The 13696-nt window shown below is 62.8% G+C and carries 8 protein-coding genes; 3 read left to right on the top strand and 5 right to left on the bottom strand.

Features of this window, described 5'->3' with window-relative positions:
• Positions 1-6: 6 nt before the first annotated feature.
• A complete protein-coding gene (locus tag Tel_02575) occupies positions 7-1155 on the bottom strand; it encodes a hypothetical protein (GenBank protein ID ALP52115.1) in 1149 nt (382 codons plus the stop codon).
• A 180-nt stretch (positions 1156-1335) separates the two neighbouring features.
• Here Tel_02575 and Tel_02570 point away from each other — a divergent pair, with 180 nt between their 5' ends.
• Positions 1336-1956: a hypothetical protein gene (locus Tel_02570; protein ALP52114.1), complete on the top strand. Its 621-nt coding sequence runs from the start codon at positions 1336-1338 to the stop codon at positions 1954-1956.
• 976 nt (positions 1957-2932) lie between these two features.
• On the opposite strand, the gene Tel_02565 is transcribed toward Tel_02570, so the two are convergent.
• Both Tel_02565 and Tel_02560 read right to left on the bottom strand, forming a co-directional pair.
• Positions 2933-5968: an acriflavine resistance protein B gene (locus tag Tel_02565; GenBank protein ID ALP52113.1), complete on the bottom strand. Its 3036-nt coding sequence runs from the start codon at positions 5966-5968 to the stop codon at positions 2933-2935.
• Positions 5965-7038 carry a hypothetical protein gene (locus Tel_02560; GenBank protein ID ALP52112.1) on the bottom strand — a complete coding sequence of 358 codons (1074 nt, stop codon included), beginning with the start codon at positions 7036-7038 and terminating at the stop codon, positions 5965-5967. Before Tel_02560 ends, Tel_02565 begins: the two co-directional genes overlap by 4 nt.
• Positions 7039-7333: 295 nt before the next feature.
• On the opposite strand from Tel_02560, the gene Tel_02555 reads away from it, so the two are divergent.
• Together Tel_02555 and Tel_02550 are read left to right on the top strand one after the other, a co-directional pair.
• A complete protein-coding gene (locus tag Tel_02555) occupies positions 7334-9181 on the top strand; it encodes a hypothetical protein (protein ID ALP52111.1) in 1848 nt (615 codons plus the stop codon).
• A 17-nt stretch (positions 9182-9198) separates the two neighbouring features.
• Complete coding sequence (locus tag Tel_02550; protein ALP52110.1) at positions 9199-9576, top strand: hypothetical protein; 378 nt, start codon at positions 9199-9201, stop codon at positions 9574-9576.
• On the opposite strand, the gene Tel_02545 is transcribed toward Tel_02550, so the two are convergent.
• Positions 9531-10535, bottom strand: coding sequence for an aminoglycoside phosphotransferase (locus Tel_02545; GenBank protein ID ALP52109.1), 1005 nt, complete (start codon positions 10533-10535; stop codon positions 9531-9533). The two genes, Tel_02550 and Tel_02545, sit on opposite strands and share 46 nt — an antisense overlap.
• A 1-nt stretch (position 10536) precedes the next feature.
• A complete protein-coding gene (locus Tel_02540) occupies positions 10537-13686 on the bottom strand; it encodes a cobalt-zinc-cadmium resistance protein (protein ID ALP54707.1) in 3150 nt (1049 codons plus the stop codon).
• Between the last annotated feature and the right edge of the window lie 10 nt (positions 13687-13696).

Below are 13696 nucleotides of genomic sequence, written 5' to 3'. Positions count from 1 at the left end.
GGTCCCCTATTGCGCCGAGGCGTCGGTGAGCTTCACCGGGGCGCCGGGGGACAGTTTCATGGTGCCCTCGACAATCACCCGGTCGCCCGCCTGCAGGCCGTCGGTGATGACCCAGTCACTGCCCTGCCACTCGGCCACCTTGACCGGGCGCGGCTCGGCTTTGTCCTCGCCGTTGATGACGTACACGAACTTGCCCTGCGCCCCCTCTTGCACCGCCCGCTGCGGCACCAGGAAGACCCCCGTGCGCTGGGCGCCGCTGACCTGCACCCGCACGAACTGACCGGGATAGAGCAAGGCGTCCGGGTTGGGCAGCTCAGCGCGCACCTCGCTGGCGGCGGTGCTGCCGCTCACCTGCACGCCGAGAAAATCGACCTTGCCGCGATGGGCATATTCGCTGCCGTCGGCCAGCTGCAGCCTCACCTCGAAGCGCCCCTCCGGCGGCAACTCCAGTCGCCCGGCGGCCAATTCCCGCTGCAACTGCAACCGCAGCGCGTCGGAAAGACCGAACAGCACCTGGATCGGGTCAAGCTGGGTAATGGTGGTGAGCAACTGGTCCGACTCGGAGATCAGGCTGCCCTCCGATACCAGGGCGCGGCCGCTGATGCCGCTGATGGGCGCTTGGACGCGACTCCATTGCAGCTCCAGACGTGCCTGTTGCAAGGCCGCCTGGGCCGCCAGCAGATCGGCCTGGCTGATAGAGGCCAACGACACTGCGTCGTCGTAGTCACGCCGGCTGACGCTGTTTTCCTGGTACAGCGGCTTTAGGCGGGCCACTTCGCGCCGAGCCTGATCCAGGCGCGCCTGGGCCGCCGCCACCGCCGCCTCGGCCTGGGCCAATGCAGCCTGGAAAGGTTCCGGGTCGATGATGAACAGGGTCTGGCCGGCCTTGACCGGCTCACCCTCGACAAAGCTGCGTTTGATCAGGGTGCCCTCCACCCGCGCCCGTACCTGGGCCTCGCGCAGCGCCTGGGTGCGACCGATAGACTCGAGCCGCAGCGGCACCGTTTGCGGCTGCACCGTGACCGCCGCCACCGCCGCCGGGCCGCCGAACATAGCGCCGCCCCCGCCCTGAGGCTCAGCTGGCGCCTGATCACAGGCCGCCAGTAAGGCCACAAGACCGAGAACGGCGGAACGGAGACATAAGCGAATGATCATAACGCTGATTCCTTGCATGACATTGTCGGCTAAATCGCAATGAAACTTATTGATAATGGGGCAAGAGTATATACATACATATGTGTATGTAAATCTCAAAATAGGTTAAATTTTGTTACCGTGATAAAACAAGCGCTCGGCAATCCTGAATCATCTCGGTACCCAACCTGACTCTGCGACATGGCCAGAAAAACCAAGGAAGAAGCCCAAGAGACCCGCAATCGCATCCTCGATGCGGCGGAAGAGGTATTCCACCGCAAGGGGGTCTCCCACACCTCACTGGCGCACATCGCCACTGCCGCCGGCGTCACCCGCGGCGCCATTTACTGGCATTTCAAAAACAAGGCCGACCTGTTCGACGCCATGATCGAACGCCTCATCACCCCCTGGGAGGCCATGGCGGCGGAGCTGGAACTGCTGCGTGCCGGCGAACCACTGGACTGGGCCCGCAGTGTCGCCATGTACGTGCTCGAGCGCCTCACCCAGGACCCCCATTATCAGCGCGTACTGGAGATCGCCTGGCACAAATGCGAGTACGTCGGTGAAATGGCCGAGATCCGTGACAAACATCTGGAGTGCGGTCATCGTTATATCGGCATGATGGAGGGGGCCTTGCGCAAGGCTAAAGGCTTGGGGCAGTTGCCTGAGCATGTGGATCCGCATCAGGCCGCGGTGGGGGTATTGGCCTTGATGGACGGTTTGATTGTGAATTGGACCTTGGAGCCGAAGCTGTTTCCGTTGGCGGAATATGCGGGGCCGATTATTGATTGTTACTTGAAAGGGTTGGCGGCTGAAAAATAGGCTGGGTGATAGGTAACAGCCTCGCTCCTGGCCGAAGCCCCGGAGGTTCCCTCTCGCCCTCCCAAGGAAGCACTCAGAAAACTCAAGTTTGGCACGATGATCCCCTCTCCGCTTCAAGCACCCGCAGGGCATAAAGGGAGTACTCGCGGAGCATAAAAGGGTTAGGGTGAGGGGTTAAAATCCAAAGGACTGCGTTTTTGCAGGCTTCTTTGAGTTTGTATCGCTCCGCGATGGTTGATTTTGATGCGGTTTCCGGACCGCGGCCGGGTTCATTTCTTTTGCGCGGCCAAAAGAAACGAACCAAAGAAAAGGCCGCCCGGATGACTTGCCGGATTGGCCAACTGCGCCAATCCGGTGCCCTGTGCTCCTCGCCCATAGCGGCGCGCTCTAGAACTCGCCCACTCGCTTTCGCTCCCGGGCTCAGACAAAGAGCGCTTATTCCCGCTATGGGCTGCGGTGCTCGGCGGCGTCATACGTGATCTTCCAACCCACCTTAGCCCCACCGGTTGGAAGAAATCATTATGTAGTTTGGAAAACCCGCCTATTCCAACCTTGATGTACCACCGTCTTTGAACCTTGCCCGCCAATCCCGTCCGACGCCGCCGAGCATCGGAGGAAATTAAGGAAAGGCCCGGCAGGGTTCGCGCATGGACGCGCGAACTCTCCAGTCAGGCCAGGGATGGCCTGTCTGGAGAGCCCCTTAATTTCTGAGAAGCGCAGGGAACCCCAGCAGCGCTTTTTGCTGATGGGGCAAGTCGCCGGGAAAATGGTTTTGGGTACTTTTGCCGAAACAAAAGTACCTCGCCGCGCGGGGGCGAGACCCCGCATCAAAATCAATCATCGCGGAGCGATACAAACAAAAAACCTGCGACAAACGCAGGCTTTTGGATTTTAACCCCTCACCCCCCTTAGAGGGGAGAGGGAATACAACGCTAATAGTCAGGCTTGGTAACAAATTTCAGTGCCGGTCATTACCTCAAGACCCAACCACCTTATCCTCCCCAATCCGCAACAAACTCGGCAACAGAATCAGAGTAAACAAGGTACTCACCGCCAAACCACCGACAATCACTCCGGCCAGGCCGCGATACAGCTCGGTCCCCGCCCCCGGCATTAACAACAACGGCAACATCCCGAACAGGCTGGTCAGCGTACTCATCAAAATCGGCCGCAAGCGCAGGTGCACCGCCTGCTCCACCGCCTCGCGCCGCGCCAGTCCCTCGCGCTCGGCGGCGCGGGTCTGGTGCACCAGCAGGATGGCGTTGTTGACCACCAACCCGAGCAGGATGACGAAGCCGATCATGGTGAGCAGATCCATGGGCTGTTTAATGCCCACCAGGTTCATCATGAACAGGGTGGCCACCCCGCCCACCGTGGCCAGGGGGATGGTCAGCAGCACCAGCAGGCTGTCCTTGAAGGAGCGGAACAGGGCGCTGATCAAGAGATACAAGATGGCGATTGCAAGCAGAAAGGCGCCGCTCATGCTGGCCAAAGTCGTTTTGAGCTTGTCGGCGGAGCCGGAGTATTGGATGAAGCCGTCCTCGGGCAGCACCGCCTCGATGGCAGGGGTCACCTTGGCTTGGATCAGGTCCAAGCCCTCTTCCACCGACATGCCCTCGGGCAACCGCACCTGCAGGGTGACGGTGCGGCGCCGATCGATGCGGCGCAGTTGATTGGGTCCGGCCGTGCGCACCACGTCCACCAGTTCACCCACCGGCTGGATACCGCCCGCAGGGGTGGCCAGCGGCAAGGCGGCCAACTCCTCGGGCGTGGTCCATTTGTCGCTGCGCAGGATGACGTCGAGGCGCTGCTCGCCATCGAAATAGTCGGCCACGAACAGGCCGTCACCCAAGGCGCGCAGGATGCCGCCCATGTCGCCGCGATCCCAACCCACCTCGGCGATGCGCCGCTCCTTGGGCTGCAGGCGCAGTTCGGGTTCGGCCAGCTCCAGGCCCGGCAACGGCCGGGGCATGGTACCGAAGGCCTCGCGCACCGCCATGAAGCCGGCCCCCGCGGCCTGCAGCAGGGCCTCCAGATCACGCCCCTGTATGTCGATTTCGATGGCGCGCCCACCGCCCAGGCCGCCGAACAGGGAGGCCTTGAAGGCGAAGCCGATGGTGTCGGGGAAGCTGGCGATAAGGCCGTTGATTAAGGGGATCAATTCACCACTGCGGGCCGGGTCGACGGTGCGCGCGCCCATGAACATGCCATTGGCGAAGGCGACGAAGAAGTAATTGTCCACGCGCGGCTGCTGTTCACCGGCCACGTAGGGGGCCATGAACGCGGCCACCTGCTTGCCCATCTCCTCTTCCATGTAGTCGATGTTGGCGCCGGGCGGCGGATTAATGAAACTGAATACCAGGTTGCGGTTGCCCTCGGGCAGGTAGTCGGCCTTGGGCATCATGAAATAGACCAGGATCAGCGGCACCGTGAGCAGCCCGGCGATCCAGATCAGCCGCCGCCCGGGTCCCGTGAGGCGCATGATGGCGCCGCTCATGGCCTCCCACCAATGATGATGGGGATCCTCCAGCTTGGCGCGCCTGAGCCAGGTCATGGCGGTAGTGGGCAACACGGTGAGCGCCACCAGCAAGGAGAAACAGACCGCCACGGCGATGGTCAGGGCCAGGTCGGCGAACAGCTGACCGGCCTCGTCTTCCAAGAATACCACCGGCAGGAAGATAGCCACGGTGGTGGCGGTGGAGGCCAGCAGCGCCCCCCACACCTGCCCGGCGCCCTTGGCCGAGGCGGTCTCCGGCGATTCCCCCTGTTCGCGCAGCCGCACGATGTTCTCCAGCACCACGATGGCGGCGTCCAGCACCATACCCACGGCGAAGGCCAGTCCGGCCAGGGAGATGACATTCAGGGTGCGCCCGGCGGCGTCCAGGATGAGAAAACTACCGAGGATACAAGCCGGTATGGCCAGGGCCACCATCAAGGTCGCCCGAAACTTGCGGAAGAACCACCACAATACGCCAATAGCCAGCAGCACGCCGAGTCCCAGGTTGTTGGCCACCATGGCGATGGAGTTGTCGATGTAGACGGTCTCATCATAGACCTGCTCGATGCCCAGACCGGCGCGCTTGAGCGGCCCGGCACGCAGCTCATCCACCGCCTGCCGCAGGCCCGCCATCACCTCCAGCACATTGACGCCGGTCTCGCGGTGGGCGTTGACCGCCATGGCGGCCTGGCCGTTCTGGATGACGAAGCTGCTGCGGTCCACCATTTTCACATCCACCTCGGCCACGTCGCGCAGATACACCGGCCGGCCCTCGCGCCAGGTGAGAATCATCTCGTCGAAGTCGCCGGGTTCATAGGCGCCGGTATAGCGCAGGGTGTAGCGTCGCTTGCCGACGTCGGCGAAACCGGCGGAAACGTCCTCCGCGCCCACCAGCTCTACCACCTCGGGCAGTTCGATACCCAGGCTGGCGGCCTTGTAAGGATCGAAGGTGATGCGCAGTTCATTCTCGCGCCCGCCGCGTACCTCGGACATGGCCACGCCGGGCACGCGCTCGAAGCGGCTCTGAATCACCTCCTCGACGTAATCCTGATAGCCGGCGATGTCGCGCTCGTTGCCCGCCACCGGCTTGACGATGAACCAGGCCACCGGCCGGCTGTCGCCGCCCACCGAACTGATCACCGGCTCGTCGGCGTCGGCGGGGTAGCGCGCCACCCGGTTGAGGCGGCTCATCACCTCCAGCAGGGCACGGCGCATGTCGGTGCCGACAGCGAAGGTGAGATTGATGCGGCCCTGGCCGCGGTTGGCTTCCGAAAGGATGCGGGTGGCGCCGGGCAGGCCGCGCAGGGCGTCCTCCTGGGGTTCAATGATTTCCGATTCCACCTCCTCCGGCGCCGCCGCACGCCAGGTGGTGGAGATGCTGATCTCCGGCTCCTGCACCTCGGGGGTGAGCTGGATGGGGAGGCGACTCAGACTGATCAGACCGAACAGCACCACCAGGATAAAGGCCACCGCAACCGCCACCGGGTTGCCCAGCGCAAGTCGGGTCAGGGTCACTGCGCGGCCCCATCCTTGACGCGCACCGGCTGGCCGGGGCGCAGGCGTTCGTTGCCGCGGATCACCACCCGGTCACCGGCGTCCAGGTTGCCGCCGACCTGAATGAATTCACCGTCAGCGATACCGACATCGACAAACACCTGCTCCGCCGTGGTGTCGGTATTGACCTTGAACAGATAACTGCCGCCGCGGCGCAGCACCAAGGCGTCGCGCGGCACGCTCAGCACCTCCTGCGGCTGGGCCGTGGGTAGGGCCACCTTGACGGGCTGGCCCGCCAGCCACTCCCCGCCGGCAATCTCAAGCCGCAGCCGCAACAGGCGCGACTGGACATCGGCCACCGGCACCACGGCGCGTAGCGTGGCCGTGCCCTGCTGACGATCGGTCTTGATCTTCAGGCGTTGCCCCAGACTCAGAAATGGGCGCAGCGCCACCGGCGCGGTGGTCTCGATCTCCAGGCGTTCGGTATCCACCAGCTGCAGTACCGCGTCGCCGCCGTTGACCCACTCGCCGGCGCGCTTGGCGCGGCGCACCACCACCCCGGCGAAGGGGGCGCGCAGCACGGTGCGCGCGAGGCGTTCCTGGGCGATTTGCAGCCGCGCCCGGGCCGCCTCCAGGTTGTTCTGGCTGGCGTCGCGCTGCGCCAGGGTCTGCTCCAGCTGGGTCTGGGCGGCATTGTTCTGCCTGGCCAGGCGCTGCAGCCGATCCACTTCGCGGCGCAAAAAGGTCAGATTGGCCTGTTCGCTGGCCACGGCGGCACGGGCCTCGGCGACATCGGCCTTGAACAGGGTATCGTCGAGGCGCGCCAGGACGTCATTGCGTTCAAGGGGGTCGCCCTCGTCGGCCACCGTCACCAGGCGTCCCGCCACTTCGGCGGCGATATTGGCGTCATCCAGGCTGGTCACCGTGCCCGCCACCCAGATCACCGGCGCCAGGGCGCGCACCTGGGCCTCGGCGACTTCCACCGGGGCGGCGGGCGGGCCTTGCTGCGCCCAAACGGCGACGCTCAGACAGAGCGAGGCGGCAGCCGTCCAGCGGCCGAGGAATTGCGTCAATCTGGATGCCAAGGGCATTCTCCTTAGATATGGCTGCGATTTTATTTTTATTCGAGCCCCAGTTGCGGACCTGGGGCGGCGAACGCCCGGCGGCGTTGTATTCCAAGACAATGGTACGGGGCTTGGGTTCAGTGTCTAAGCCGACTTTCGGATTCATACATAATTGGTTTATGCTAGCCCCCTGTACAATGATGTGTGGTGTCGCCCATATCTTCCCCCGATTATATTGCTGCAAGTTATTGTGGGCCTTACCGATATACTTGAGTATGCAGACAATAAACCATGCCAGATTGGTCGTTCAAGTGGAGATTCGATGATCAAATTACGTATCCCTGAGCGCACGCACAACCCGAGCGTCACCATCAACCCGAGCATCGCTCAGGTCAGGGCCAGCCTGGATGCCCTGCCGCTGGCCAATGCGCGCGAGAGCTGTGTCCGGATTCATGACCTGCTCAAACCGCTCAACCGCGCGCCCCTGGACCTGCATGTCCGCACCCAGATCATGGCCATGATCCTGCCGCTGTTGGATGATCTGGTCAGCAGTGTACGCTCCACCTATCTCAACATGCCTCTGCCTTTGGCGCCCAAACAGGGCCGCAGTGCCGGCATCATCCACGACCTGCAAACCGAACTTAGCTACGGCTACAAGATCATCGTGCAGGAATTGTTGGAAGAACAGGCGGCCACCGGCAGCGGCACCACGCAACTGCCCCAGGCCATCTACTACGCCATGAGTTTTTTGGCGCGCCAGCTGCTGGATGCCTATGCCTTATACGCCGATGAACCGCCGCATATCTGGATGGAGCTGAACCAGCTTTACCTATACGCCGAAAGACAGCAGCTGCACGATATCCGTCTGAGCCCGCTCAACGCCAGCGACGAACCCACCCCGGCCACCATCGCCAACACCTATCGGCGCATTATTCTGCTGTCGCTGGCCAACCCCTATCATTTGATGCAGGGCGAGGCGGTGAGGATGTATAAGCGCCTGGTCGAATGGGCGCCCAGCTGCAAGATCATGCCGCTGGGCAATAAAACCGTGCCGGAAGGCCAACTGTTCGTCGACCTGAACATGGATGCGCCGCCGCTGTACGCACCCAACACCGCGACCAAAATCCGTCCCAAGGAAGGCCGGCTGTTCGAAATCAAGGCCATCCTCAACACGCTCAATGAGGAGATCCGGGTGCTGGCGACCCAGACCAAGAATGCCGTGCACAGCAACCTCGCCAAGCGCATGGAGCGCGACATGTATTTCCGCTGGTCGACAAGCTGGGGCATCCGCCGCGAACGCATGAGCCACCGTACCCCGACCCAGACGCCCACCCAAGTGGTGTGCAGCCTGACCCTGGCGCATCACTTCATCAGCGGTGAAAGCGCCTTCTCCCCGGAAGAAAAAGAGTTGGAGATCCAGGACCACGACAGTGCCCACTTGACCAGCGACTCCCTGTCCCTGATCCCGGAGGAGCACACGCCTTGGAAACACGAGGCCAGTGATTACCACCTGCGCGGCGACCTGGACAACCCGCGGCGTTCCATATTCGAAGGCAGCGAGGGGGAAAGCCAGAAGGATATCTGGATTAAGGTCTTCGCCACCTCGGCCCAGACCATCGAAGAATTCACCGATAACGAGAAGGTGGAATACCAGGTCTACGATTGTCAGGTCATCAATACCAATCAGGGTGGCTACGGCCTCAGCTGCCCGACCCGCACCAACCCTCCGGCGCGCACCGGCGAACTGCTGGCGGCGCGCAGCGGCGCCTATGATGAAGGCTGGACCATCGGCGTCATCCGCTGGATGAAAGTGGTCGACGAGGACATCAACATAGGGGTGCGCACCATCGCCGAGGACGCCCGTGCCACGGCCGCCAAGGCGGTGGCCGGCGTCGGCACCGGCGGCGAATACTTCCGCGCCCTGATTGCGCCCGACCTGGACCCGGAAAAGTTTCCCACCACCTTGGTCACACCGGCGGCGGTATATGACATCGGCTCAGTGATCATGCTCAACCTGGGCAATCGTATTCTCTATGCCCGACTGACACGCCAGCTGGAGTCGACCACGTCGTTTTCCCAATATCAATATGAACTGGTCGAGCCGCCCGAGAAACTCAAGACCACATCCCTCAACCAGGAAGAACGCAAGTCGTCCCGGCTGTTCAAGTAAATCGCACGAGGTAAGAAATCACCATGCCTTTAATCAAGACCGATGACCCGATGTACCGGCTGCTGCGTGACGGCAATATCGAGGAATTCAACGACCAGAAGCGCAATGGCGCCAAATTCGACCTCACCAACTGCGATTTTCGCACCGTCGACTTGAAGGGAGTAGACGCCGCCGGCGTCGATTTCAGCGGCTGTTATTTCCGCCAGGCCGACCTGCGGGGGGTGGACTTCAGCGAGGCCAATCTGCGCGGCGCCAGCATCAACGGCGCCAAAATCTCCGGCGCCCTGTTTCCCAAAGAGGTTTCGGCCGGCGAACTCGAACTGTCCCTGCTGCACGGCACCCGCATGCGCTACGACCGCGAAGACGCATCCAGCGCGGGCAGTACCCGCTCCTGAAGCAAATCAGCCAAGGGCCGCAACCGCGGCTGCCACTGCGCCGCTTCACAGACATACCCCAACGTCCTGGGAATATCCTGCAAATAGCCCGGTTTGGCGTCGCGCTTATTTAAGCGGGCGAAAATGCCCGCCGCCTTCAGGTGGCGCTGCGTCCCCATCAAATCGACCCAGTGCAGCAACTGTTCGGCGCTCAGCGTGCCGGCCAGCCCGGCCTCGGCCAAGCGCGCAAAATATTCATTCACCCAGGCTTCGACCCGCGCACGCGGCCAGCGGATGTAACAGTCCTTGAGCAGCGACACCAGATCATAGCTGAGCGGTCCCGACACCGCGTCCTGGAAATCGAGCACGCCGGGGTTATTCACGTCGGTGACCATCAGGTTGCGTGAATGATAATCGCGGTGCACCCACACGCGGGGTTGGGCCAGCGCCTGATCCGCCAGATAGATAAAGATTCCCTCCAGTTCCTGGCACACCCCCGGGCTCAAGCGCAGCCCCAGCTGCTTATCGAGCAACCAATCCTTAAACAGGCCCATCTCGAACATCAGCAGCTTACGCCCATAAGGCGGCAAGGCGACGCGGCTGTGCGCACCGCCGGCCTGCAACTTCACCAATGCCGCCATGGCATCGCCATACAAGGCGCCGGCATTGTCTGCGTTGAGCACCTGTAGGTATTGGCGCTCGCCCAGATCGGTCAGCAGCAGAAAGCCCTGGGCAAGGTCGCGCTGCAACACCACCGGCACGTGCAGCCCAAAGGTGGCCATGGCCGCCGAGACCTTGATAAACGGACCGCAGTCCTCCTTTGCGGGCGGTGCGTCCATGACTACATAGCTGTCACCCCCCTGGCGCACGCGAAAATAGCGCCGAAAGCTGGCATCGCTGGAGGCCGGACTGATATCCGCCACAGCGATGCCCAGCGTCTTCTCAACCCAGGCCGTTAACTGTTTCAGTCTGTCATCCATCTCAAACCCGTTCCTGTTCCGACGCGCCGAACCATTGGCGCCAGCGCCGACAACTCGCCCCATGCAAATCATCGCCGATGAGATAAAAACAGGGCAACACCACCAGGATCAACAGCGTGGCGAACAGCAGGCCGAATCCCAGGCTGATGGCCATGGGCGCCAGAAAGGCGGCCTGACCGGTGGCGAAAAAGATCAGCGGCGACACGCCCAAAAAGGTGGTCACACTGGTGAGAATGATCGGCCGCATGCGCACCCGGCCCGCCTCCACCACCGCCTCCAGCCGGTCATAGCCCTCGCCGCGCATGCGCTTGACGAACTCGATCAGGATCAGCGAATCGTTGACCACGATACCGGTCAGGGCGAGAAAGCCGAGCAGGGAGAGAAACTGCAGATGCTCCCCCATGATGATGTGACCCGCCACCACCCCGATCAGGCCGAAGGGAATGGCGAACATCACCACGAAGGGATCGAACAGCGAGCGGAACAGCACCGCCAGGATGAAAAAGATCACCGTCAAGGCGATCACCAGGGCGCGCAACATATCCTGCACCGACTCGGCCGCCTCTTTCTTTTCACCCAAAAACACCAGGCCGTAATCGCGCTGCGCTTGAATGGATTCGAACTCCTGGCGGATCAGGTCGGTCACCGCCAGCGGCGTGGTGATGTCGTCATCCACCTCCGCCGTCACCGTCACCAGGCGGCGCAGATCGCGGTGCTTGATGCTCTCGATACCCCGCCCCATGTCGATATCGGCCACGTCCGACAGGATCACCACGCCACCGCCGGGCACAACGATGGGCAGGCGTTGCAGGGTCTCGAGTTGATCGCGCACCGCGTCTGTGAAAATCAGGCGCACCGGGATGCGCTCGTCAGCGCGCGTGACATACACCACCTCTTCGCCCTGATAGCCGCGCCGCACCGCGTCGGCCAGCTGCATTTGGGTCAGCCCCAGCTGGCGTCCGCGCTCGTTGAGCTGGTAGCGGTATTCGAGTTTGCCCGCCTCCATGTCGGTGCGTACGTCATAGACGCCGGGCGTCTGTTTGAGAAAGGCGGCGATGGCGTCACCGTGCGTCATCAAACCCTGGATGTTCTTGCCGTGCACCCCCACCTCAATGTCGGCCCCGGTAGGCCCGCCCTGGGGACGCAGGATGGACAGCTTCTCGATGCCCGGCTCGGTCAACAGGCGCTGGCGTAGCTGGTTGATAATGGTCTCGGTAGCGCGCTCACGCGCCCCCTCCCAGGAAAACTCCAGGCTCACCACCGGGCTGATCCAGGTCTCGATAAAACCCTGCGGCTCGCGCTTTTCCAGATCGACGATGAACTGGATGTATTTGCTGCCAAAACGAATCGTGTTGAAATCGATGAAGGTGACGCCGACATTGGTGAGCAGACTGTGCAGTTCGTCGTCCTCGATGACCTGGTTGAACACCTGCTCCAGGCGCTTGGCGGTGGCGGCGCTGTCCTCCAGGCTGTAGGTGTTGGGGGTTTCGATGTTGACGAAGAATTGCCCGGTCTCGACGCTGCCGAAGAGCTGAAACGGCACCCGGGTCATGGCGATGGCGATGACGATAGCCAGCACGCCCACGGTGGCCACGGCCACCAGGTAACGATTCACCACCGCCCAGCTCAACACGTCGCTATAACGCTGCACCACCTTGCGCCAGCGGCCGCTGCCCGTCTGTTGCCGGCGCGGCTGCAGGCGCAGAAACTCATTGGCATGGGAGGGCAGCACGGCAAAGGCCTCCCATAGCGAGCCCAGCAGGGCGCAGCTCACCACCACCGGGATCACGGCAACGAAGGCCCCCATGGTGCCGCCGATGGCGAATACCGGCAGGAAGGCGGCGACCGTGGTGGCGGTGGAAGCAATCACCGGAGCCATCACCTCGCGCGTGCCGATCTGTGCGGCCGCGCGCGGCGTTTTGCCCATTTCCAGATGACGGTAGATATTCTCGGTGACGATGATGGCATCGTCGACGATCATCCCCAAGGCGATCAGAAAGGCGAACAGGGACACCATGTTGATGGTGTGGCCGAACAGGTTCATCCCGATGATGGCAACCAAAAAGGAGACCGGAATCCCCATGGCGGTGATCAGGGCGACACGAAAATTGAGGAACAGATACAAGGACAGCAGTACCAACACCAAACCCACCACGCCCGAGGACTTGACCGTGTTGAGGCGGTTTTTGACATACAGGGACAGATCGCTGAAGACGCCGGTCTGGAGCGTGGCCGGCAACTCCTGGCGCAGCTGTTCGGAGAGCAGGCGCACCTGCTCCGAGACCTCGATGGTGGAGGCCTCGGCAGTCTTGGTGACGGTGATGTTGACCGAGGGCTGACCATTGTAGCGTGCCAGGGTACGGGCCTCCTCGAAGCGCAGGTCCACCTCGGCCACCTGCCCCAGGCGCAACACCCCGCCCCGGGCATTGCTGCGCACCGGGACCTGTTCCACCAAGCGCGGCTCGGGCGCCACGCCGATGCCGCGCAGCAGGATATCGCCCTGCTCGGATTCCAGCGAGCCGCCGGGCAGCTCGGCCAGATTCTGACGCAGCGCCTGGGCGATCTCCTCCAGCGTCACCCGGCGCGCCGCCAGCCGGTGCGGATCCACCGCCACCCACAGCTCCCACTCGCGGATGCCGGCCGGCTGGGCGCTGGCCACCCCCGGGATTTCCAGCAGGCGGCGCTTGATCTCTTCCGCCGTATCGTACAGCGTGGCGGCGGCCACGTCGCCGTAGACCGCCATGCTGATCACCGGAAAGCGGGTCTCCAGGCGCCTCACCTCGGGTTCCTCGGCCTCCTCCGGCAGGTCGGTGACCCGGTCGACGATGCTGCGCGCCTCATCCAGAAAGGCATCCACGTCGCTGCCCTGCTTCAACTCGATGATGATGGATGAGAGCCCTTCGCTGCTGGTGGACATGAGGGTATCGATGTCCGCCTCGCCGTCGAATTCCTCTTCGATGGGCAGGGTGACCTGACGCTCCACCTCGGCCGGGGCGGCGCCCTTGAACTCGGTGGTGATGGTGATGCGGTCCAGCTCGACGAGGGGAAACATTTCCTGCGGCATGGCCTGCCAGGAGAGCACCCCGGCGATGAACACCAACAACAGCATCAGGTTGGTGATCAGGGGATTGTCGATGGAGAAGCGGATCAGGGGCATGGGT

Origin of the sequence: Candidatus Tenderia electrophaga, assembly GCA_001447805.1 — a bacterium.
In the GTDB taxonomy this organism is placed as follows: Bacteria; Pseudomonadota; Gammaproteobacteria; order Tenderiales; family Tenderiaceae; genus Tenderia; species Tenderia electrophaga.
The sequence above is the reverse complement of the archived record's forward strand: the minus strand, read 5'-3'. Positions and strand labels throughout refer to the sequence as shown.